General features: G+C 73.2%; 22 protein-coding genes. 11 read left to right on the top strand and 11 right to left on the bottom strand.

What is annotated here, in order from left to right; genetic code table 11:
- Position 1: 1 nt before the first annotated feature.
- The 3 genes from AB0M28_RS01610 to AB0M28_RS01600 are packed head-to-tail and all read left to right on the top strand — an operon-like array spanning position 2 to position 2,296.
- Positions 2-472 carry a hypothetical protein gene (locus AB0M28_RS01610; protein ID WP_365395923.1) on the top strand — a complete coding sequence of 157 codons (471 nt, stop codon included), beginning with the start codon at positions 2-4 and terminating at the stop codon, positions 470-472.
- Positions 469-1,365 (top strand): pseudouridine-5'-phosphate glycosidase, encoded by an 897-nt coding sequence (locus AB0M28_RS01605; RefSeq protein ID WP_365395920.1) that lies wholly within the window; start codon positions 469-471, stop codon positions 1,363-1,365. The genes AB0M28_RS01610 and AB0M28_RS01605 overlap by 4 nt, the downstream gene beginning before the upstream one ends.
- 34 nt (positions 1,366-1,399) lie before the next feature.
- Positions 1,400-2,296, top strand: coding sequence for a PfkB family carbohydrate kinase (locus AB0M28_RS01600; protein ID WP_365395918.1), 897 nt, complete (start codon positions 1,400-1,402; stop codon positions 2,294-2,296).
- 38 nt (positions 2,297-2,334) lie between these two features.
- On the opposite strand, the gene AB0M28_RS01595 is transcribed toward AB0M28_RS01600, so the two are convergent.
- Positions 2,335-2,784 (bottom strand): type II toxin-antitoxin system PemK/MazF family toxin, encoded by a 450-nt coding sequence (locus tag AB0M28_RS01595; protein ID WP_365395915.1) that lies wholly within the window; start codon positions 2,782-2,784, stop codon positions 2,335-2,337.
- Positions 2,785-2,883: 99 nt separating this feature from the next.
- Here AB0M28_RS01595 and AB0M28_RS01590 point away from each other — a divergent pair, with 99 nt between their 5' ends.
- Positions 2,884-3,159, top strand: coding sequence for a DUF6343 family protein (locus tag AB0M28_RS01590; protein WP_365395912.1), 276 nt, complete (start codon positions 2,884-2,886; stop codon positions 3,157-3,159).
- 10 nt (positions 3,160-3,169) lie between these two features.
- Here AB0M28_RS01590 and AB0M28_RS01585 read toward each other — a convergent pair whose 3' ends face one another.
- A complete protein-coding gene (locus tag AB0M28_RS01585) occupies positions 3,170-4,351 on the bottom strand; it encodes an MFS transporter (protein WP_365395909.1) in 1,182 nt (393 codons plus the stop codon).
- Between the two features lie 79 nt (positions 4,352-4,430).
- Between AB0M28_RS01585 and AB0M28_RS01580 the strand changes: the two genes are divergently transcribed.
- The gene (locus AB0M28_RS01580) at positions 4,431-4,775 is read left to right on the top strand and encodes an ArsR family transcriptional regulator (RefSeq protein WP_365395906.1); all 345 of its coding nucleotides are present in this window, start codon (positions 4,431-4,433) and stop codon (positions 4,773-4,775) included.
- 7 nt (positions 4,776-4,782) lie between these two features.
- On the opposite strand, the gene AB0M28_RS01575 is transcribed toward AB0M28_RS01580, so the two are convergent.
- Both AB0M28_RS01575 and AB0M28_RS01570 read right to left on the bottom strand, forming a co-directional pair.
- A complete protein-coding gene (locus AB0M28_RS01575; RefSeq protein WP_365395903.1) occupies positions 4,783-5,415 on the bottom strand; it encodes a uridine kinase in 633 nt (210 codons plus the stop codon).
- A 141-nt stretch (positions 5,416-5,556) separates the two neighbouring features.
- Complete coding sequence (locus AB0M28_RS01570; protein ID WP_365395900.1) at positions 5,557-5,772, bottom strand: DUF5302 domain-containing protein; 216 nt, start codon at positions 5,770-5,772, stop codon at positions 5,557-5,559.
- Positions 5,773-5,920: 148 nt separating this feature from the next.
- Here AB0M28_RS01570 and AB0M28_RS01565 point away from each other — a divergent pair, with 148 nt between their 5' ends.
- Both AB0M28_RS01565 and AB0M28_RS01560 read left to right on the top strand, forming a co-directional pair.
- Positions 5,921-6,067, top strand: a complete 147-nt coding sequence (locus tag AB0M28_RS01565) for a hypothetical protein (protein ID WP_365395897.1) — start codon at positions 5,921-5,923, stop codon at positions 6,065-6,067.
- Between the two features lie 28 nt (positions 6,068-6,095).
- Entirely contained in the window at positions 6,096-6,641 is a 546-nt protein-coding gene (locus AB0M28_RS01560) for an HAD domain-containing protein (protein WP_365395894.1), read from the top strand.
- 405 nt (positions 6,642-7,046) lie between these two features.
- Here AB0M28_RS01560 and AB0M28_RS01555 read toward each other — a convergent pair whose 3' ends face one another.
- Positions 7,047-7,778 (bottom strand): hypothetical protein, encoded by a 732-nt coding sequence (locus AB0M28_RS01555; RefSeq protein ID WP_365395891.1) that lies wholly within the window; start codon positions 7,776-7,778, stop codon positions 7,047-7,049.
- Between the two features lie 56 nt (positions 7,779-7,834).
- On the opposite strand from AB0M28_RS01555, the gene AB0M28_RS01550 reads away from it, so the two are divergent.
- Both AB0M28_RS01550 and AB0M28_RS01545 read left to right on the top strand, forming a co-directional pair.
- Positions 7,835-9,448 (top strand): hypothetical protein, encoded by a 1,614-nt coding sequence (locus tag AB0M28_RS01550; RefSeq protein ID WP_365395888.1) that lies wholly within the window; start codon positions 7,835-7,837, stop codon positions 9,446-9,448.
- 74 nt (positions 9,449-9,522) lie between these two features.
- Positions 9,523-10,602 (top strand): RNA ligase (ATP), encoded by a 1,080-nt coding sequence (locus AB0M28_RS01545; RefSeq protein ID WP_365395885.1) that lies wholly within the window; start codon positions 9,523-9,525, stop codon positions 10,600-10,602.
- A gap of 50 nt (positions 10,603-10,652) precedes the next feature.
- On the opposite strand, the gene AB0M28_RS01540 is transcribed toward AB0M28_RS01545, so the two are convergent.
- Together AB0M28_RS01540 and coaE are read right to left on the bottom strand one after the other, a co-directional pair.
- Positions 10,653-11,021 carry a tetratricopeptide repeat protein gene (locus tag AB0M28_RS01540; RefSeq protein ID WP_365395882.1) on the bottom strand — a complete coding sequence of 123 codons (369 nt, stop codon included), beginning with the start codon at positions 11,019-11,021 and terminating at the stop codon, positions 10,653-10,655.
- A 95-nt stretch (positions 11,022-11,116) separates the two neighbouring features.
- Positions 11,117-11,728 carry a dephospho-CoA kinase gene (gene coaE / locus AB0M28_RS01535; RefSeq protein ID WP_365395879.1) on the bottom strand — a complete coding sequence of 204 codons (612 nt, stop codon included), beginning with the start codon at positions 11,726-11,728 and terminating at the stop codon, positions 11,117-11,119.
- Positions 11,729-11,818: 90 nt separating this feature from the next.
- Here coaE and AB0M28_RS01530 point away from each other — a divergent pair, with 90 nt between their 5' ends.
- A complete protein-coding gene (locus tag AB0M28_RS01530) occupies positions 11,819-12,694 on the top strand; it encodes an alpha/beta fold hydrolase (protein ID WP_365395876.1) in 876 nt (291 codons plus the stop codon).
- A 102-nt stretch (positions 12,695-12,796) separates the two neighbouring features.
- On the opposite strand, the gene AB0M28_RS01525 is transcribed toward AB0M28_RS01530, so the two are convergent.
- The 3 genes from AB0M28_RS01525 to AB0M28_RS01515 form a co-directional block, all read right to left on the bottom strand.
- Positions 12,797-13,726: a PAC2 family protein gene (locus AB0M28_RS01525; protein WP_365395873.1), complete on the bottom strand. Its 930-nt coding sequence runs from the start codon at positions 13,724-13,726 to the stop codon at positions 12,797-12,799.
- 47 nt (positions 13,727-13,773) lie between these two features.
- Positions 13,774-14,016 (bottom strand): hypothetical protein, encoded by a 243-nt coding sequence (locus AB0M28_RS01520; protein WP_365395870.1) that lies wholly within the window; start codon positions 14,014-14,016, stop codon positions 13,774-13,776.
- Between the two features lie 120 nt (positions 14,017-14,136).
- Positions 14,137-15,456, bottom strand: coding sequence for a peptidoglycan recognition family protein (locus AB0M28_RS01515; RefSeq protein ID WP_365395867.1), 1,320 nt, complete (start codon positions 15,454-15,456; stop codon positions 14,137-14,139).
- 301 nt (positions 15,457-15,757) lie between these two features.
- Here AB0M28_RS01515 and AB0M28_RS01510 point away from each other — a divergent pair, with 301 nt between their 5' ends.
- Entirely contained in the window at positions 15,758-18,019 is a 2,262-nt protein-coding gene (locus tag AB0M28_RS01510) for a serine/threonine-protein kinase (protein WP_365395864.1), read from the top strand.
- Between the two features lie 167 nt (positions 18,020-18,186).
- On the opposite strand, the gene rpsA is transcribed toward AB0M28_RS01510, so the two are convergent.
- Positions 18,187-19,671 (bottom strand): 30S ribosomal protein S1, encoded by a 1,485-nt coding sequence (gene rpsA, locus AB0M28_RS01505; protein ID WP_365395861.1) that lies wholly within the window; start codon positions 19,669-19,671, stop codon positions 18,187-18,189.
- Positions 19,672-20,002 lie beyond the last annotated feature (331 nt).

Raw genomic sequence — 20,002 nt, 5'->3', positions numbered from 1 at the left:
CATGCCGATCCCTGCGGTCATCCCGATCCGGTACGAACCGGGTTATCGCACCGAGAACATCGGGCGCTACGACGAAGGCCAGTTCTTCGCCTCGATCACCGCCGCCTATCCGGACGACTTCCGTCCCGGCGTCGACGACTGGCTCAAACACCGCCGTTGGTACGCGGTCCTGCACCGCTTCGACGCCGACGGCCACCACACCGGCTCCGACGTGTGGACCCCCGGCCCCGGCGTGCCCGCGGACGGCAGGCTCGACGCCCGGCTGGAGCAGTGGCTCGCCGCCCTGCCCGGGCTGGAGTTCGACGATATCGGGGTACGGCCCTTCGAACTCCGCTACGACGGCATCCGGTTCGGCCTGGTGGCCGAGTGCCACGACGAGAAGGCCGCCGAGGTGGGCGAGCCGGACTGGGCGGAGCTCTATCCGGACGGGCTGGGTTTCTCCGCGCCGTGGAACGGGGAGTACTCCACATGATCATTTCACCCGAGGTACGCGCGGCCCTGGACACCGGCCGCCCCGTCGTCGCCCTCGAGTCGACGATCATCGCGCACGGGCTGCCCCGGCCCCGCAACGCCGCGGTGGCGGCGGAGCTGGAGGGCCTGGTCCGCGCCGGGGGCGCGGTGCCGGCCACCGTCGCCGTGATCGACGGGACGCCCCGGGTGGGCCTCGGCAAGGAGGAGCTGGACCGGGTCGCGAACGACGACGGCATGCGCAAGCTCAGCGTCCGCGACCTCGCCCCGGCGGGCGCGCTGGGCGCGTCCGGGGCGACGACCGTGTCGGCGACCGCGTATCTGGCCGCGCGGGCCGGTATCCGGGTCTTCGCCACCGGCGGGCTCGGCGGCGTGCACCGGGACTGGACCGCGACGCAGGACGAGTCGGCGGACCTGGGGCTGCTGGGGCGTACGCGCATCGCCGTGGTGTGCGCGGGGGTGAAGTCGATCCTGGACGTGCCGGCGACGCTGCAGCGGCTGGAGACGCTGGGCGTGACCGTACTCGGGTACGGGACGGACGAGTTCCCCGGCTTCTATCTGCGTTCGTCGGGGCAGCCGGTGGACTGGACGGTGGGCGGCCCGCGGGAGGCCGCGGCGGTCCTGCGCACCCAGGACGGTCTGGGGGTCTCCGCGGCGGTCGTCGTCGCCAACCCCGTGCCGGAGGCGGAGCAGCTGGACCCGGCGCTGCACGACCGGGTGCTGGCGGAGGGTCTGGCGGCGGCGGAGCGCGAGGAGGTGACGGGGCAGGCGGTCACGCCGTATCTGCTCGCGTACCTCACCGAGCACACCGCGGGGGCGTCGCTGGAGGCGAACCTGGCGGCGGTACGGGGGAACGTGCGGGTGGGGGCGGAGATCGCGCGGTGCCTGGCGGGGTAGGGCACGAGGTGTACGGGGAGCCGGGGCGGCCCTGATGCTCCTCGTCATCGGCGACGTCGTCACCGACGTCATCGCCCGCCACCACGGCCCCCTCGCGCCCGGGACGGACACCGCGGCGCGCATCCGCACGCTGCCCGGCGGGGCGGGGGCCAACGTCGCGGCGTGGGCGGCGCGTTGCGGCTCCGTGCCGGTGCGGATGCTGGGGAAGGCGGGATCCGACTCCGCCGCCTGGCACGAGGACGCCCTGCGGCACGCGGGCGTCGAACCGCGGCTGCGGACCGACCCCGCGCTGCCCACCGGCATGGTGATCGCCCTGGTGGACGGGGCGGACGGCGCGGAGCGCACGTTCCTCACGGACAGCGGCGCGGCGTTCGCCCTGGGGCCGGCGGACTGGGACGAGCGGCTGCTGGACGGCGTGACGCACGTCCATCTCTCCGGGTACGTCTACTTCACCGCCGAAGGCCGCGCCCTCGCGGACCTCGCGACGGCGGCCGCACACCGGCGCGGCGCCACCATCAGCCTCGATCCGGCGTCCACGGGTTTCATCCGCCGGCTGGGGCTGTCCGCCTTCGTCGCGGCGGTGGGCGCCGCGGACCTGATCCTGCCCAACGCCTCGGAGGCCGCCCTGCTCACGGGGCTCGCGGACCCGTCGGCCGCCGCCGGGGAGCTCAGCCGGGTGCACGGGACGGCGGTCGTCACGCTCGGCCCCGAGGGGGCGCTGGTGGCGGCCGGCGGCAAGGTCACCGCCCGCGTCCCGGCGGCACCGGCGCGGCCGGTGGACACGACGGGCGCGGGCGACGCGTTCACCGGCGCCTATCTGGCGGCGTGGCTGGCCGGCTCCGGACCCGGGGAGGCCGCCGCGGCCGGCTGCCGGGCGGCCGCCCTGGCGGTGGAGACGGTGGGCGGCAGGCCCCCGGACCGTCCGGTCTGATCCGGGGGCCCGGACCGTCCGGTCCGATCGGGGGGTGCTCAGCGCCAGCCGTGGCGCAGCCGCAGCCGGTGCTCCACCAGGTGGAACCGCTGGCGGTCCAGGGAGCACGCCTCGCGGCGCATGCCGTCCGGGTGGATGCGCAGGACGCGGTCCAGGTCCACCCAGGAGTCGCGCCCCGAGCGGTCCCAGGGGCCGGAGCCCAGGGCCACCCACTCGCGGTCGTTGTCGTGGCGCTTGGAGGACAGCTGTACGGCGAGCAGGGTGCCGGTCCGCTCCCGGGCCACGACCAGGACCGGGCGGTCCTTGCCGCGGCCGTCGTTCTCCTCGTACGGCACCCAGGTCCAGACGATCTCGCCGGGGTCGGGGTCGCCGTCGGGATCGGGGGCGTACGACGTGCGGACCAGGCCCACGCGGGTGGGCTCTATCTCCACGGTGGCGCCGGGTCCGTACCGGCCGGGAAAGGTGTCGTCACTGATCGCATCGGTCACGGTCCCGCACGTTAGCGTGCGGGCCGCGGGGGCCGCCATCATCGGCCGTACAACGGGTTTTGACTACCTCCGGGTAAGCGGGACCCTGGAGGGGAGGAGATGATCCGCATGCGCCGCACCGGCGACGAACCGATCCACGCCCGCAGCCCGCTGCGGATGCGCTTCTGGCTGGCGCTGTGGGGGACGGCGCTGATGACCCTCCTCACGGTCGGCTTCGCCGCCACCGAGCGCCCCGGCTGGGCGGCGGTGACGGCGGCGCTGGCCGCGGTGACGGTCGTCGACCTCTTCGTCATCCGCCGCCACATCCGCCAGGGCCCCCACTTCCAGCCGGGGCCGGACGTACCGCCGTACCGGCCGATGGACGACGGCGACTGACCGCCCGCCGCTATCCGGCCACCGCGACCCGCTCCCCCGCGGCGGACCGCCCGGCCCCTCGCGTACGCCCTGTCACCACCGCGAGCACCGTGGCCAGCGCCGCCAGGCCCGCGGAGGCGAGCGGGAACCACCGCTCCCCCAGCACGGAAATCGCCGCGCTGCCCGTACCGCCGGCCGCCGCCGTACCGAGGTACAGGGCGCTGGCGTTGAGGGAGAGCAGCAGCGGGGTGGCCGCCGCGTCGACGGAGCTCAGCCGGTGCTGCAGCGCGATCACGATGCCCCAGGCGAGCAGGGGCGCCAGGGCGCTGTAGACGAAGGCGGCGGTCAGATCACGGGACGCCCACGGCAGCGCGACCGGCCCGAGCGTGGTCCACACGCCGGCGGCGATCAGCGTCGGCCGGTTGCCGATCCGGTCGACGAGCCTGCCGGTGACGGCCATTCCCACGACGGACGCGACACCGGAGACGAACATCAGCGCGCTCAGCCGGTGGCCGTCCCCGTGGGTGACGGGTGCGACGAGCGGGGCGAGGTAGATGTACACAATCTGCACGGCCAGGAAGAACATGAACGTGGTGGCCACCGCCCCCAGCACCCGCCGGTCACGCAGCCAGCGCAGGCGCCCGGGCAGCGACACGGCGGGCGGGACGGGCAGTTCGGCGCGCAGCAGGGCCCAGATCCCGGCGAGCGCGAGCGCACCCAGGGCGGACACCAGCCACATCGTAATCCGCCACTCGCTGCTGCCGATCCAGGTGCCCAGCGGTACGCCGATCACCGTGGCGACCGTCATCCCGCCCATCACCAGGGCCAGCGCCCGGCCGCGCCGCTCCGGCGGGGCGAGCATCGCGGCGACGGTGACGGCGGCCGGGGTGAAGAAGGAGGCGCCGAGGGCGGCGAGGACGCGGGTGCCCAGAAGCAGCGGGTAGTTCGGGGCGAGGGCGGTCAGGGCGTTGGCGACGGTGAAGAGCGCGAGCCCGGACAGCAGCAGCCGGCGCCGGGGCCAGCGGCCGGTGGCGGTGGCGACGACCGGGGCGAGCACGGCGTACGACAGCGAGAAGACGGTGACGACCTGCCCGGCGGCGCCGATCGGTACGTCGAGGTCGCGGGCCATCAGCGGCAGGATGCCGGCGATGACCATGGCGTCCGTGCCGATGGCGAACGTGCCGAGTGCGAGCAGGAGTAGGCGCAGCTGCATGGTCCCTCCCGATTGTTTGACAGCTGTCCAACAGTTAAGGGTGATAGGTTGATACTTGTCAAACAATCGAGGAGGCGGCATGGCGGAGGAGGGCGAGCTGCTGCCCCAGCCGGCGGCGGAGGAGATCGAGCTGGTGCGGGTGCTGCACGCGCTGGCCGACCCGGCCAGGCTGTGGCTGTTCCGGCTCTACGCCCAGGACGGCGAACTCGGCTGCTCGCCCGAGGCGGTGCGGCTGGGCCATCTCCACAAGTCGACCGTGTCGCACCACTTCAAGGTGCTGCGGGAGGCGGGGCTGACCTCGACGCGGGCGGTGGGCCGCGAGCGCCGGGTACGGCTGCGCCGGGAGGAACTCGACCGGCGCTTCCCGGGGCTGGTGGACGCGCTGCTGACAGCGACGGACGGCGGGCGGCCGCCGCTCCCGTGAGGAATCCCTAGCCGGTCCACGCCGGATGGCGCGGGTCGTCGACGCGGACGAGCACGTCGGCGGCCTCGGCGGGTTTCGCCTCCTCCTCGTAGCGGGCGAAGGCGGGGAGCGTCCAGTGCTCGGCGGGCGGCGTGCGGCGGGCCAGGGCGGCCGGGGTCAGCGCGAGGTGGACCGTCAGGTCGAACGGGAACCAGTGGTGCAGGAGCAGAGGGCCGTGCAGGATCACCACCGTGCCGGGGCCCAGTCCGGCGTACGGGCTGCGCGTGGCGCGGTCCGTGACCGGGTCCCACAGGTCGGGCAGCACCCGGCCGGTGCCGCCGGGTTCGAGCGGGGTGAACACCTCGCGCCACAGGGCGGTGACGTCGAGGCGCTCGTCGTAGTACGCGTCGGGGTCCTCGCGGCCGAACTCGTAGCGCAGGGAAGCGGGGCGGAGGAAGCCCTCCGCCCCGATCACCTGGACGCGCCGCCCGAGCGGCGGCAGCTCCTCCGCCAGCGCCCCGGCCAGCTCCGCGGGGCGGGCGGCGGGCGCGCCGTCCACCGCCACACGCGGGAACGCGCCGCCGTCGGCGGGCTCGAGCGCGGCGATACGCCGGGCCAGGGCCGCGGTCAACCGCGGCCAGGAGATCGCGGTGAGTCGCAACCGGCGCCCTGTCCCTCGCGTGTCGTGGTGCTCCGTCACGAGCGGGCCGTGGAGCTCTGTCCCTAGCGGGCCGTGGTGCTGTGTCCCGAGCGGGCCGACTCTGTCCCGAGCGGGCCGTGGGTCCCGCCGCCCTGAGGGGCGTCAGCCGCTCTTACGACGGAACTCGCGCTTGCCGCCGACGGGCCCGTGCGCGCCGTGGATCTTCGAGGAGTCCTGGTCGCCTCCCGGCCCGCCCTTGCCCCCACGGCTCTTCTGCTTACGGGCGAGCGCCTCCCGGAACTTGCGCTTGACGTCGTCCTCGGCGGGCGGCACGGGGTCGGTCTGCTCGCTCTGCGGTGCGCCTTCTGCGGTCATCATGGCCCCCAACGTCGGTCTGGGTCGTCGGCCCCAGCCTCGCACGACAGCGCCCGGATGGCGAGGGGAATTGCCGTGCGGGCCGCTCCAGTACGACAAGAAGCCCCTGGTGGGGGCGCGTTGTCAGTACGAGCATGTAGCGTTCGCGGGCATGGACTACCACCACGTGCTCGACGAGCTGGAATCGGCCGAGCAGGACCTGGGCCTGGCGGCCCTGGACCCCGACGAACCGGACCCCGACCCGGCCCCGCCCCGTCTCCACGCCATACCGGGGGGCGCGTCCGGCGACGGTGCCTGACCCCGCCTCCGTAGGGCATCATCGGCCCATGACCGCCCGCCCCCTGCTGCTCCTGGACGTAGACGGCCCCCTCAACCCCTACGCGGCCCAACCCGAGCGCCGTCCCGCCGGTTATACGACGCACCGCTTCACCGCACCCCTGGGCCACGGCGGCGCCCGGCCGCTGCGGGTCTGGCTGAGTCCCGCCCACGGCCCCCGGCTCCTCGGCCTGCCGTACGAGCTGGTCTGGGCGACGACCTGGATGCACGGGGCGAACACCCACATAGCCCCGGTACTCGGCCTTCCCGAGCTGCCGGTCATCGAGTGGCCGGAGCTCTTCGCCGTAGAGCCCGACGGCGTGCACTGGAAGGCGCCGCACATCCTGCGCTGGGCCGCGGGCCGCGCCTTCGCCTGGGTGGACGACGAGATCACGGACGCCGACGAGCGGTTCTTCGCCGCCCACCACCCCGGCCCCGCCCTGCTCCACCACGTCGACCCCCGGCGCGGGCTGCGGGACGAGGACTTCGCGGCGCTGGCCGCGTGGGCGGACGAGAACGGAGCGGGCCCGGAGGCATGTCCAGCCCCCGGGCCCTGAGAGTGCCGCCCAATTGCGCACACCGGCACGCTTGAGGGTCGGGTCAGTCATTACGTCGTCGCGCTCTTCCTTTGAGCTACGCCCGCATGTGCAGAGCGGGCGGCGGGAGTCGAACCCGCATCAGACGACCCCAGCCCGGTACCCGGTCGATCCGGCGTTCGGCGGCGAATGCTGAATCTGGAGCGAGAGTCTGAGATTGATCGCGGTCTGCCTCTGCCGGTTGGGCTACCGCGGCCCGGTACCGCCCGCAGGGGGCGGATGGTGCCGCGGGGAGGACTCGAACCTCCACTGGAACCGCGTCGTCACGACAAGCCTCAGCTTCAGCTTGCGCTCCTCGCGCACCCCCGCCCGGTCTCCTGCCGGACGAGGGGGTCTGTTGGAAACCCTACAAGAGTCCTCCCGGCCTCATCCGAAGAGGTAGCCGAACACCACGTCCCCGACCCGCTGGTCGACGACCTCCGCGCCGTTGGCCTCCTCGCGGGCGAACTTCACCGCCTGCTGCAGCTTCTCCACCCGGTCGAGCAGCTCGTTCACCCGCCGCGCGGGCAGCGCGCCGGAGAACTTCACGGTCGTCCAGTAGCCGACGGGGATGTCCTCGTAGTACACCTCGACCTGCGCCGGGTGCTTCTCCGTCGCCTCGGCCTTGACGTGGTTGCGGGGCACCTTCTTGGTACGGACGGTCCGCACCGGCTCCGTCTTCCAGGAGTCGGACGACGCGTCCTCGGCCCACGTCTCCGCGGCGTCCAGCACGGGCAGCTTGCGCACGAAGGTGTTGAGGTCGGTGAGCTGCTTCTCGAGGAAGAGCAGGTACGACACCGGCACATCGGCGAGCAGCGTCCGCCCGTCCACCGTGACGTCCGCCCGCGCCTCGCAGTTGGCCCAGTCCTTCGTGGCGGTCACGTCGAACAGCCGCGTGAGCACCTTCGCGGTCTCCCGCAGCACCTCGTCCGTACGCACCTGCACGCGCGTCGACTCGGGCGGCAGCTGCTCGCCCTCCTCGTCCTTCGGCTGGTACGTACGCGCGATACCGGACAGCAGCGCCGGCTTCTGCAGCTTGTGATGTGCCGCCGTGAGGTCCTGGTGGGACTTGGACTTGACGCCCTTCTCCACGGCGATGATCTGATTGAGTTTCGCCACGGGTGCACGCTAGCGCGTGCACGTACGGGATTCGAATGGTTATGGGGGCGGGAGATATGCGGCCGGAGGATCTGACGGCGCCCGAAAGGGAGTTGTGGGAGGCGTTTCCGGCCGGCCGGCTGCTGGACTTCCGCTCCGGTGACCCGGCTGCCGACGATCCGGCGCGCGGTGAAGGCTGGGGGCCGGAGCGCACGGTGCGCGCGCAGGTCGTCGCCGCGCTCCTGCTCGGGGCGCGGGAGGCGGAACCCGGGGCGCAGCCCGCGGTGGAGCTCAGAGGCGCCCGGATCGCCGGGCGTCTCACGCTGGACCACGCGGAGATCGGGCACCATCTGCGGATCACGGACAGCTGGTTCGAGCAGCAGCCCTCGCTCTATGGCACCCGGATGCGCCAGCTCTCCCTCAACGGCTCCCGCCTGCCTGGCCTGCTCGCCTCGCAGGCCGTGATCGACGGAATCGTCCGCATGCGACATTGCACCGTCGACGGCGACATCCGCCTCGTCGGCGCCACGGTCACCGGCGCGCTGCTGATGGACGGCTGCCGGATCGCGGGCCCGGACGGGCAGGCCCTGACCGCCGACCGGCTGCGGGTGGAGAACGACGCCTTCCTGCGCGACGGTTTCACCGCCGAGGGCCGGGTGACCTTCCGCAACGCCGTCTTCGGCAGCAACCTCCATCTGGGAGACGCCCGCCTCAGCAACCCGGGCGGCGTCGCCCTCGACGCGGTACGGGCCCAGATCGAGGGCGATCTGAGCGCGTCGCGGCTCGAGGCCGAGGGCATGGTCCGGATGCCCGGCGCCCGGATCGCGGGCACGTTCTTCCTGGGTGGCGCCCGGCTCCACCATCCCGGCGGCCGGGCCCTGTACGCCTCCGCGCTCGAGGTCGGCGCGGGCCTGCTGCTGCGCGACGGCTGCACGGTCACCGGCGAGGTGCGCCTGGCCAGCGCCCGGATCGAGGGCGGCCTGGATCTGCGCGGGGCGCGGCTCTCGGCCGGCGAAGGGGGCGGCACGGCCCTGACCCTGCTGCACGCCCAGGTGCGCGACCTCGACCTGCTGACCGACGGCCCGCCGCAGGGCCGCGTCTCGCTGCGGCACGCCACCATCGGCGTCCTGCGCGACGACCCCGCCTCCTGGCCCGCCCGGCTCAACCTGGACGGCACGGTGTACGGCCGCTTCGGCACGCTGCTCCCGGCGGCACGCCGGCTGCGCTGGCTGGCCCTGGACGACGAGGGGTACCTCCCCCAGCCGTACGAGCAACTGGCCGCCGTCTACCGCGCGGTGGGCCACGACGACGAGGCCCGCCGGGTGCTGCTGGCCAAGCAGCGGGCGCGGCGCGCGGGGCTGCCGTGGTACGCCCGGCTGTGGGGTCATCTGCAGGACCTGACCGTCGGCTACGGCTACCAGCCGGCCCGGGCGCTGCTGTGGCTGCTGGGCCTGCTGGCAGCCGGCACGGCGATGTTCACGTGGCGCGGGCCGGTGGGCCCGGAGCCCGTCGAGTGCGACCCGGCGGAGCTGACGTTCGACCTCCTGGTCCCGGTCGGCAGCATCCCCGACTGCCAGTCGTACGGCCCGCCGGACGAGCTGCAGTGGTTCGGCTACCTGCTCATGGCCGCCGGCTGGCTGCTCGCCACGACGGTCGCCGCGGCGATCACCCGCGGGGCCAACCGCCCGTAGCGCGCGGCCGAACTGCCCGGGGCCCGAGGAAAATCGCTCGCCCCCGGCCACCCCAACAGCCCACCCTTATCGACATGTCCACACTCCGCGTCACCGCCGAGCGGCTGACCATCCACGTCCACCCGAACGCCGACGCGCTCGAGCTGGCCCAGGTCGGGCTCTACCGCGCCGTGGTCGCCAAGGGCGCCTTCCGCAGCGGCGACTTCGCCGTCTACATCCCCGAGCAGTCCGTGCTGCCCGACCCGCTGATCGACGAACTCGGCCTCACCGGCCGCCTCGCCGGACCCGCCCACAACCGGGTGAAGGCCGTCCGGCTGCGCGGCGAGCTCAGCCAGGGCCTCGTATGCCGGCCGGCCGCCCTCGACGGCGTCGATCTGGAGCAGGCCACCGCCGACGGGACGGACTTCGCGGAGCGGCTGGGCATCGTCAAGTGGGCGCCGCCGGTACCGGTGTCGATGAGCGGTGACGTGGAGTCCGCGCCGGACCTGCTGCCGTGGATCGACATCGAGAACCTGCAGCGCTACCCGGACGTCTTCGCGCCCGGCGAGCCCGTCGTCGTCACCGAGAAGCTGCACGGCACCGCGTGCTGCCTGACATACCACGCGGCCGACGGCAGCCAGGTGCAGGTGACGTCCAAGGGGCTGGGCACGCAGCGGCTTGCGCTGAAGGAGGACGGCAGGAACCTGTACTGGCGCGCGGTGCGCTCCCACGGCGTACCGGAGACCGCCGCGCGCCTCGCCGCGAAGTACGGCGCCGAGCGCGTCGGGGTGTACGGCGAGGTGTACGGGTCCGGCGTACAGGACCTGGGCTACGGCACCGACGCGCGCTGCGGCGGCCCGGCGTACGCGGTCTTCGACGTGGCCGTGCAGACCGCCGGCCGTGTCCGCTGGCTGGACCCGGCCGAGCTGGCGGAGACCCTGGCGGGCGAACTCCCGCAGGTTCCGCAGCTGTACGAGGGACCGTTCGAGGCCGCCCGGATCCTGGAGCTGGCGACCGGCCGGGAGACGGTCTCGGGCCGTGAACTGCACCTGCGCGAGGGCGTCGTGATCCGCCCCCGCACCGACCGCTACAGCCCGGAGCTGGGCGGCCGGGCGATCGCCAAGGCGGTCAGCGGGGCGTACCTGACGCGCAAGGGCGGCACGGAGTACGAGTAGGCGGAGTGCGGGGCGGGCAGCCCCCGCACCGGGGTGCACCCGGCGCCCTGTCACCCCTCGAAACGCGCCGCCTGGACGAAGTCCGGACGCGGGTCCAGCGCCGCCGCGAGGCGGAAGTGGCGCTGCGCCTCGGCGGCGCGGAGGGAGCCGCCCCGCTCCAGGGTGCGGGCGAGGGCGAAGTGGGCGTAGGCGTTGTCCGGCTCGCGGTCCAGCACGACGAGGAACTCCGCCTCGGCCGCCCCCAGCTGCGCGGAGTGGAAGTAGGCGCGCGCCCGCAGCAGCCGGGCGGCGGTGTTCTCGGGATGGGCCTCGACGACCGGGTCCAGGAGCTGCACCGCCCCGCGCGGATCACGGGCCGCGAGCAGTTGCTCGGCGGCCCGGAAGTCGACGAGATGGGTCTCGGGTGAGCGCTCCGACACGGGCGGGCTCCTTCCGGGAGTACGCGGCGCACGCCTCAGGGACCGGCCGCGCCGGTCCTAATCGTCAACGCGATCTTTCCCAGCCCTATTCCGTGTCATGCACCCCGCAGGTCCCCGGCCCGCTCACGGAGGGCCTCCCAGACCTTGCGCACCTGGGGTGCCAAGTCCCCCAGCGGACCGTCGTTGTCGATGACGTGGTCCGCGATCGCCAGCCGGTCCGCACGCGTCGCCTGGGCCGCCATCCGGGACCGGGCCTCGGCCTCCGACATCCCGCGCAGCTCCACCAGGCGGTGCAGCCGGGTCTCCTCTGACGCGTCGACGACGACCACCGCGTCGTACAGCGGGGCGAGGCCGTTCTCCGCGAGCAGGGGGACGTCGTGGACGGTGATCGCGTCCGGGCCCGCCGCCGCCTCCAGCTCCGCCGAGCGGTCGCGGACCAGGGGGTGGACGATCGCGTTCAGCGCCTTCAGGCGCGCTTCGTCGGCGAAGACGACCGCGCCCAGCCCCGGCCGGTCCAGGCTGCCGTCCGGCGCCAGCACCCCGGGGCCGAACTCGGCGACGACCGCCGCCAGCCCGGGCGTACCGACCTCGACCACCTCACGGGCGATCTTGTCGGCGTCGATGACCACCGCGCCGTAGGAGGCGAGGAGCCTGGACACCTCGCTCTTGCCGGCGCCGATACCGCCGGTGAGTCCGACCTTGAGCATGCCCGCAGCGTACGCGACGCCACCCGGCGCCTCCGCCCGCCGTGGCGTACGCCACTGCTCTTCCCCGCCACTTGGTGCGATCATCCGCTGGTGACCGCCGAACTCCTGCCCCTGGCCACCGCGGTGGCGACCGACGACGCCCTGTTCACCCTGCACGGGCTGCCGCAGGCCGACCCCTCGGCCCCGGTCGTGCTGCTCTCCCCCGCGATGGGCACGCCCGCCCGCTTCTACCGCCCGCTGGCCGCCGAACTGCACCGCGCCGGGCTCACCCCGGTTGTCCTGGAGCAGCGCGGCCAGGGCGAGCGGTCGCACCACACGGAGGACTTCGGTTACGCCGAGCTCATCGACGATCTGGAGGCGGCGATCGCCGGCCTGCGGGCGGCGTACCCCGTCGCGCCGCTGGCGGTGCTGGGGCACAGCCTCGGCGGCCAGCTGGCGCTGCTGCAGGCGGCCCGGGGCGCGGGCACCCGGCGGCCCGCGCCGGACGCGGTGGCGGTGGTGGCCGCCGGTTCGGTCTGGTACCGGGCGTTCGGCGCGCTGGGCGGCGCCGGGGTGCTGGCGTTCAGCCAGTTCGCGGGCCTGACGGCGAGGCTGCTCGGCCGCTGGCCGGGGCACCGCCTCGGCTTCGGCGGGCGGCAGCCGGCCCGGATCATGCGGGACTGGGCGCGTACGTCGCGGACCGGGCGCTACGAGGTGGGCGGCACGGACTACGAGGCGCTGCTGCGCCGGCTGCACCTGCCGGTGCTGGCCGTCGGCGTGGCGGGCGACAGCTACGCCCCGCCGGGCGCGGTGAGCCATCTGGTGGGGAAGGTGCCGGGCGCACGGCTGGAGGAGTGGCGCTACACGGCGTCCCGCGCGGGCGGGCGGCGGCTGGACCACTTCCGCTGGGTACGGCACGGGGCGGGGGTCGCGGACCATGTCGCGGAGTGGATGGGCCGGGCGGCCCGGGCGCTGCCGCAGGCGTGAGCGACGTCGGCGTACACGAAAGGGAGCCGGACGTCCGCGTACACGAAAGGGCCGGGCTCCCGTCGTAACGACGGGCTTCCCGGCCCCACGGCTGCGAAAGTCTCAGTCCCCGTCGCCCTCGCGCTCCGCGAGGAAGCGCTCCAGCTCCTGGCCCAGCTCGTCCGCCGTCGGCAGGTCCTGCGACTCGGCGATCAGGTTCCCGCGACTCTCGCCGCCGGCGACCGCGTCGTACTGGTGCTCGAGTCCGCGGACCATGGCGACGAGGTCGTCGTCGCCCTCCTCGACCTGCCGCTCGATCTCGTTCTGCACGCGCATCGCCTCCGTGCGCAGCGCGGTCGCCTGCCGCGGCAGCACCAGCCCGGTGGCGGCGGTGATCGCCTCCAGCACGGTCAGGGCGGCGTCCGGGTAGGTGGAGCGGGCGAGGTAGTGCGGGACGTGGGCGGCGACGCCGAGGACGTCGTGGCCGGCCTGGGAGAGGCGGTACTCGACGAACGCCTCCGCGCTGCCCGGCACGCTCGCCTCGTCGAAGTAGGCGCGGTGGCCGGGCATCAGGTCGGTGCGGTTGCCGTGCGGGGTGACGCCCACGGGGCGGGTGTGCGGCACGCCCATCGGGATGCCGTGGAAGTTCACGGCGATCCGCACGGCCAGCCGTTCGACGATCTCCCGGACGGCGGCGGCGAACGCCTCCCACTCGACGTCCGGCTCGGGGCCGGCCAGCAGCAGGAACGGCGCGTCCGTGGCGTCGCGCACCAGGTGCAGCTCGATGGAGGGGGTGTCGTACTCGGCCCAGTGGTCGCCCTTGAACGTCATCAGCGGCCGGCGGGCCCGGTAGTCCACCAGCCGGTCGTGGTCGAAGCGGGCGACGACCTGGTGCGGCAGTCCGTCGAGGAGCCCCTCGACGAGCTGCTCGCCGGTCTCACCGGCGTCGATGAATCCGTCGAAGTGATACAGCATGACCAGGCCGGCCGAGTCGTGGTCCGTGATGGCCTCGACGGCGGCGAGCCCGCTGGGATCCCATTCGTACATACCCATGTACGTATCCAACCCCAGCGGGCCCGTCATGATTCCCGGGGCCCGGTTCAGCCCCCGTTGGTGAAGACCGCGTACAGGTCCCAGCGGGCCTCGAAGAGCAGACAGCGATAGCGCGCGTACGTTCCGTCGCCGACCCCCTGGTCGCCGGCCGCGAGGCACTGCGCCTCGGTGTCGTACGCGCCGGCGAACTCGTACTCGGTCGGGGTGGACGCCTGGGCGGTGCCCGTGGCCCCGAGGGCCAGGGCGAGGCCGGCGGTGGCGACGACCGCGGCGTGCTTGAGCTTGCGCATGGGTCTCCTTCTTCTCGGGTGCGGTGTTCTTCTCCCTGCGGGTGGCGCGTGGATCTCCGGTGGGACGGGTGGATCCCGGTGGACCGTGCGGATCTCCGGTGGACGAGGCGGACGAACCCGTCAGCGCAGCCGCACCACGTCGACGTCGTCGGCCTTCACGAAGCCGATCCGGGCGCCGATCTGCACGGTGTAGTACTTCGCTGCGCCGGGGACGAGCGTGCGGTCCAGCGGGAGGGAGCCGTCGTAGGACATCGCGTAGTAGTAGCCGTCGGGGGTCTCCCCGCCGCTGGCGTACTCCTGGCCGGCCTTCAGCGTGTAGGGCAGCGGGTTGATCGTGTAGTACGGGATCTCCGCCGGGTACTCGGCCTTCTCCGGGTACGCCGCTCCGTACACCGGCACCTCGTCCTTGCCGGCCTTCGGCCGCAGGGCCCAGCCGGACTGCGGGGTGGTGGTGCGTACGCCGTCGGGGCTCGGGAACCACGCCTTGCCGCCCTGGTACCAGATCGCCGTCCAGCCGGGCTGGCGCTCGGCGACGACGTACTTCTGGCCGCTGAACACCCAGGCGCCGGTGTCCTGGGCGCAGTTGGTGCCGGCGGAGCCGTCGATGTGCTCGCCGGCGTCGCGCCAGCGCGGGGCGTCCTTGGACGGGGCGGTGTAGAGCGGGAGGGAAGTGGAGGGCTGCGGCGGGATGTCGGCGTTCGTCTCGCAGTCGCGGACGGCCTGGATGTTCTTCTTGTAGACCGGGTTCACGGTGACGAGCCGGCTGCCCGCGCTGCCGGTCGGCAGGGTGGGCTTCCCCAGCAGCGAGAAGAGCAGGTTCCAGTCGTAGTGCGGTCCCGGGTCCCAGTGCATGCCGGCGATGCGGGGCGTGTTGATGCCGGGGACGTTGTCGTGCCCGATGATGTGCTGGCGGTCCAGCGGAATGTCGTACTTGGCGGCGAGGTAGCGCACCAGCTGGGCGGTGGCGGCGTACTGCTGCGGGGTGAACTCGTTGCGCGCGGCGTACCCCTCCAGCTCGATGCCGACGGAGTGCGTGTTGACGTACCAGTTCCCGGCCTGCCAGGCGACGTCCTTGTTCCGCACCATCTGCGCCACATGGCCGTCGGCGGCCCGGATCACGTAGTGGGCGGAGGCGGCCCGCTGCGGGTCCTGGAAGATCTTGATGGTGTCGTCGTACGTCTCCTCGGTGTCGTGGATGACGATGTAGCGGACCCGGTTGGTGGCCGGACGCTCCGAGACGTCGTAGTTCCCGTACGACGTGACGTCCGCCGGATCGGTCTGCGTGTAGGCGGCCGGCACCCACTCGCAGTCCAGGGTCCTCGGGCACTCCACGCCGGGTTCGTCCGCGCCGGCGTGCGCGGCGGGACCGAGCAGGGCGAGGCTGAACGCGCCGGTGGCGACGAGCGACAGTGCGGCCTTGGATCTCTGACTGGGTGTCATGACGGGTTCTCCCGGGGGGTGTTGCGTCCGGCTGGTCCGCCGCACACACTGTGACCTGCGGGGACGCCGCGTCAAGAGCGCCAAAAGGGACGCCTGTCGCGTGTACGCCCGGGACAGTGGCCCAGACCACTGGCGGGGCATCCCACCTGCACACGTAAACTCCCCGCGGCCCGCCGGCCGCCCACCGCCATACCAGACCTTTACCGAACGACCGGCCGCGTGCGGTGTGTCGGGTGCGTTCGGCGGGAACCCGGCGCGCGCCTGGACCGTCCATCCCGGTACAGGGATAAGGGGGTTCGCCGTGGCCGGCACCGGGGACCTGGTCGACGGACGGTACGAGCTGCTCGAGAAGCTCGGCACCGGTGGGATGGGCGAGGTGTGGCGGGCGCGCGACACCCGGCTGGGCCGGGAGGTCGCCGTCAAGATCCTCGCCCCGCCGGGCGAGGCCGATGAGGCGGACCGCGCCGAGCTCCTGATCCGCTTCGACCGCGAGGCCCGCGCGGTCGCGGCCCTGGACAGCCCGTACGTCGTGACGCTGCACGAGCACGGGGTGGCCGACGGTACGCCGTACCTGGTGATGTCGCTGGTGCGCGGGCGGAGCCTGGAGCGGGCGCTGAAGGACGAGGGCCGCATCCCCTGGCGCCGGGCGCTGGCCTGGACGGAGCAGGCGTGTCAGGCGCTGGCCACCGCCCACGGGGCGGGGATCGTGCACCGCGACATCAAGCCGGCGAACATCATGGTCACGGAGGACGACGCGGTGCGCGTCCTGGACTTCGGCATCGCCCGGTTCGTCGAGGCGGCCGACGGCCAGCGGCTCACCCGTACCGGGGCGTTGCCGTTCGGCAGCGTGCTGTACATGGCGCCGGAGCGCTTCCGGGACGACGCCGGGGACGGACGGACCGATCTGTACGCCCTGGGCTGCGTGCTGTTCGAGCTGCTGGTGGGCCGGCCGCCGTACACGGGCTCGTCGGCGCAGGTGATGTACAACCATCTGAACGACACTCCGCTGCGCCCCAGCCGCGCGGTGCGGGACCTGCCGGCGGCCGTGGACCGGCTGGTGCTCTCGCTGATGGCACGCGATCCCGCGGACCGGCCGGCGGACGCGCACGCGGCGGCGGAGGCGGTCCGGGCGGCGCTGGACGCGGAGAGCGAGCCGGCCGCCCCGGACCCGCCGGCTCCCGCGGCATCCCCGAACCGGCCGGCCGCACCGCCCCGGTCCCGGCCCGCGCCCCCGCTGCCTCCCCCGGTACCGACCGGCCACGGCTACCCGCCGCCCGTCCCCCGCTCGCCGTTCCACCCCGCGCCGCTGCCGGTGCGCCCGCACCCCGGCTGGGGAGCGACCGTGCCGCCGCGTCCGTACGCCCGCCACCCGAGGGGCGGGCGGCGCGTGGGCTTCGTCGTGATCGGCATCGTGATGGCGGTCCTGTTCGGCTCGGGGACGATCTCCGCGTTCGTGGGCATGAGTGACCACGGAATGCCCCACGAGGACGCACAGGGCCCGCTCATGGTCGGCGCCATGACGCTGACCACGGTCTCCGGCCGCGACGAGGCCCTCCGATCGGCAGTCGACGCGGCCTACCGGGACGCCGGCGGGGGGACCACCGTCCTCACGGACCCGGTGGAGGTGGCCGCCGACGGCTCGCAGACCATGCCCGTGGACGGCTGGACCCGGCAGCACCCCGGCCTGGTGGGCGTGGTCGCCGGCGACCCGCGGCCGACGACGGCCCTCAGCTCCGGCTTCGACGAACTGCCGCTGATCCGCGCCTGCCAGCTCGAGCACGAGCCGCGGCCGGCGTACGACCGCGGCGGGGCCGAGCTGAACCCGGTCATCAACCGCGAGGACATGGGCGCGGTCCTGGCCGACCGCCTCGCCGGCAGCCGCGGGGTGCACCGGGTGCTGGTGCTCGGGGACAACAGCGCCCCGACGGCCCGTACGCTGATCGACACCCTGCGGTCGAAGGACCTGGAGGTCACCGTCGAACCGCTCGGCCCCGACACCCCGGACGCCGAGGAGCTGATCGTCGACGCCCTGGCGGACGTCCGCCCGCAGGCGGTGTACGTCGAGGCCCAGGACGCGCGGGGCGACGACTGGCTGCGCGCGGTGGAGTTCTCGTCGTACCAGGGCATCAAGGCGTTCCGCGACTGGTCGGCCCCCAGCTGCACCTCGGCGACGGAACCGGGCGCCCCGGCGCAGCCGCCGGCGGGCTGGCTACGGGTCCGCGCCCACTACCTGGCCGCCCTGGACCCGGACCGCGCCCACGCCGCCGAGGTCACGGAGCGCCTCGGGGCGGACCTGGCCGCGACCCCGTATGCGGTCGAGGAGTACGACGCGGCCCGCGCCCTCTTCGCGACCCTGAACGAGGTGGCCCCCACGGTCCAGGGCCGCCGTGACGCGGAGTACGTCCGCAGGAACGTGGCCATGGATCTCCCGGAGCGGGAGACCGCCGACCTCCTCAACGGCGTCTGGACCAGCCTCGCGGACGCGGCGGAGAACCCGCCTGCCTGGTTCGACGAGTCGGACGGCCGCGGCGGCTGGCACCAGGTCGCGGCGGTGCGGCGGTAGCCGCGGTGGTACGGCGGTAGCCGCGACGGCGCGTCGATCCGTGGCGGCGCGGCCGCGGCGGCCGCGGTGCAGCCGTGGCGGCCCGGGTACGCGGAAGGGCCCGCCCCCCGAAGGGGACGGGCCCTGCGCTGCCCGGTCCGGAGTTCAGCCCGGTCCGAGGCTCAGCTTCAGCTCTGGCCGCCGGCCAGCTTCTCGCGAAGCGCGGCGAGCGCCTCGTCGGAAGCCAGGGCGCCGGAGTCCTCAGCGGTCTCCGAGGAGTACGAGCCGCCGGCCGGGGCCGGGGCCTCGCCGCCCTCGGCCGCCGCCTGGGCGTCGGCCTCGCGGGACTTGACGACCTGCGCCTGGTGCTGCTCGAAGCGGGTCTGGGCGTCGGCGTACTGACGCTCCCACTCCTCGCGCTGCTTGTCGAAGCCGTCCATCCACTCGTTGGTCTCCGGGTCGAAGCCCTCGGGGTAGATGTAGTTGCCCTGGTCGTCGTAGGTCGCGGCCATGCCGTACAGGGTCGGGTCGAACTCGACCTCCATCGGGTCCGCACCGAAGGACTCGTTGGCCTGCTTCAGCGAGAGGCTGATGCGGCGGCGCTCGAGGTCGATGTCGATGACCTTGACGAAGATCTCGTCGTTGACCTGGACGACCTGCTCCGGGATCTCCACGTGGCGCTCGGCCAGCTCGGAGATGTGGACCAGGCCCTCGATGCCCTCGTCCACGCGGACGAACGCACCGAACGGCACCAGCTTGGTGACCTTACCCGGGACGACCTGACCGATCTGGTGGGTCCGGGCGAACTGCTGCCACGGGTCCTCCTGGGTCGCCTTCAGCGACAGGGAGACGCGCTCGCGGTCCATGTCGACGTCCAGGACCTCGACCGTGACCTCCTGGCCGACCTCGACGACCTCGGACGGGTGGTCGATGTGCTTCCAGGACAGCTCGGAGACGTGGACCAGACCGTCGACGCCACCCAGGTCCACGAAGGCACCGAAGTTGACGATCGAGGAGACCACGCCGGAGCGGACCTGACCCTTCTGCAGGGTGGTGAGGAACGTCTGGCGCACCTCGGACTGGGTCTGCTCGAGCCAGGCGCGGCGGGAGAGGACCACGTTGTTGCGGTTCTTGTCGAGCTCGATGATCTTGGCCTCGAGCTCCTTGCCCACGTAGGGCTGCAGGTCGCGGACGCGACGCATCTCGACGAGGGAGGCCGGCAGGAAGCCACGGAGGCCGATGTCGAGGATGAGACCACCCTTGACGACCTCGATGACGGTACCGGTGACGATGCCGTCCTCTTCCTTGATCTTCTCGATCGTGCCCCAGGCCCGCTCGTACTGAGCGCGCTTCTTGGACAGGATGAGACGGCCTTCCTTGTCCTCCTTCTGGAGGACCAGGGCCTCGATCTCGTCACCGACGGCGACGACCTCGTTGGGGTCGACGTCGTGCTTGATCGACAGCTCCCGGCTGGGGATCACGCCTTCGGTCTTGTAACCGATATCGAGCAGGACCTCGTCCCGGTCGACCTTCACGATGACGCCGTCGACGATGTCGCCGTCGTTGAAGTACTTGATCGTCTCGTCGATCGCTGCGAGGAAGTCTTCCTCGGAACCGATGTCGTTGACCGCAACCTGCGGGGTGGTGGCGGTGGTCTCGGTGCTGCTCGTCATGTGGGAAAGGGCTCCGGTACGGACATTGAGTCGTAGGTACTGCTACGCCGAGAGCCCGTTACATCGCACCGCCGAAGCCGGACAGCCTTGAAGGCGCTCATCGAGGGAGCCTGTGCAGGCTCCTCGGGAGCGCCTCGAGAACCGAGGGGACATACAACTGATGCGAGCGCGACCTGCTCCGTCTGAGGCGCGCAGGCCCGCAGCGCAACTTGTAGCATACGGGGGCAGCCGGGCAGGGTCAATGCGCGAAGAGGTGCACCTGGGGCAGCGCGGACTATTTCCGGCATGAATGCCCAGGCGCCCCCGGCAGTCACAGCCATGTCACCCGGGC

It is taken from the genome of Streptomyces sp. NPDC051940, from assembly GCF_040680895.1.
In the GTDB taxonomy this organism is placed as follows: domain Bacteria; phylum Actinomycetota; class Actinomycetes; order Streptomycetales; family Streptomycetaceae; genus Streptomyces.
Note: the sequence above shows the minus strand (reverse complement) of the source record. Positions and strands in the feature narration are given on the sequence as shown.

Excerpts from the sequence above, each read along its gene's own strand:
- AB0M28_RS01560 (WP_365395894.1), top strand. The coding sequence starts at position 6,096 with ATGACCGCCCGCCCCCTGCTGCTCCTGGACGTAGACGGCCCCCTCAAC.
- AB0M28_RS01570 (WP_365395900.1), bottom strand. The coding sequence starts at position 5,772 with ATGATGACCGCAGAAGGCGCACCGCAGAGCGAGCAGACCGACCCCGTG.
- AB0M28_RS01525 (WP_365395873.1), bottom strand. The coding sequence starts at position 13,726 with ATGGGTATGTACGAATGGGATCCCAGCGGGCTCGCCGCCGTCGAGGCC.
- AB0M28_RS01600 (WP_365395918.1), top strand. The coding sequence starts at position 1,400 with ATGCTCCTCGTCATCGGCGACGTCGTCACCGACGTCATCGCCCGCCAC.
- AB0M28_RS01545 (WP_365395885.1), top strand. The coding sequence starts at position 9,523 with ATGTCCACACTCCGCGTCACCGCCGAGCGGCTGACCATCCACGTCCAC.
- coaE (WP_365395879.1), bottom strand. The coding sequence starts at position 11,728 with ATGCTCAAGGTCGGACTCACCGGCGGTATCGGCGCCGGCAAGAGCGAG.
- AB0M28_RS01520 (WP_365395870.1), bottom strand. The coding sequence starts at position 14,016 with ATGCGCAAGCTCAAGCACGCCGCGGTCGTCGCCACCGCCGGCCTCGCC.
- AB0M28_RS01565 (WP_365395897.1), top strand. The coding sequence starts at position 5,921 with ATGGACTACCACCACGTGCTCGACGAGCTGGAATCGGCCGAGCAGGAC.
- AB0M28_RS01580 (WP_365395906.1), top strand. The coding sequence starts at position 4,431 with ATGGCGGAGGAGGGCGAGCTGCTGCCCCAGCCGGCGGCGGAGGAGATC.
- AB0M28_RS01590 (WP_365395912.1), top strand. The coding sequence starts at position 2,884 with ATGATCCGCATGCGCCGCACCGGCGACGAACCGATCCACGCCCGCAGC.
- AB0M28_RS01585 (WP_365395909.1), bottom strand. The coding sequence starts at position 4,351 with ATGCAGCTGCGCCTACTCCTGCTCGCACTCGGCACGTTCGCCATCGGC.
- AB0M28_RS01550 (WP_365395888.1), top strand. The coding sequence starts at position 7,835 with ATGCGGCCGGAGGATCTGACGGCGCCCGAAAGGGAGTTGTGGGAGGCG.
- AB0M28_RS01515 (WP_365395867.1), bottom strand. The coding sequence starts at position 15,456 with ATGACACCCAGTCAGAGATCCAAGGCCGCACTGTCGCTCGTCGCCACC.
- AB0M28_RS01610 (WP_365395923.1), top strand. The coding sequence starts at position 2 with ATGCCGATCCCTGCGGTCATCCCGATCCGGTACGAACCGGGTTATCGC.
- rpsA (WP_365395861.1), bottom strand. The coding sequence starts at position 19,671 with ATGACGAGCAGCACCGAGACCACCGCCACCACCCCGCAGGTTGCGGTC.
- AB0M28_RS01605 (WP_365395920.1), top strand. The coding sequence starts at position 469 with ATGATCATTTCACCCGAGGTACGCGCGGCCCTGGACACCGGCCGCCCC.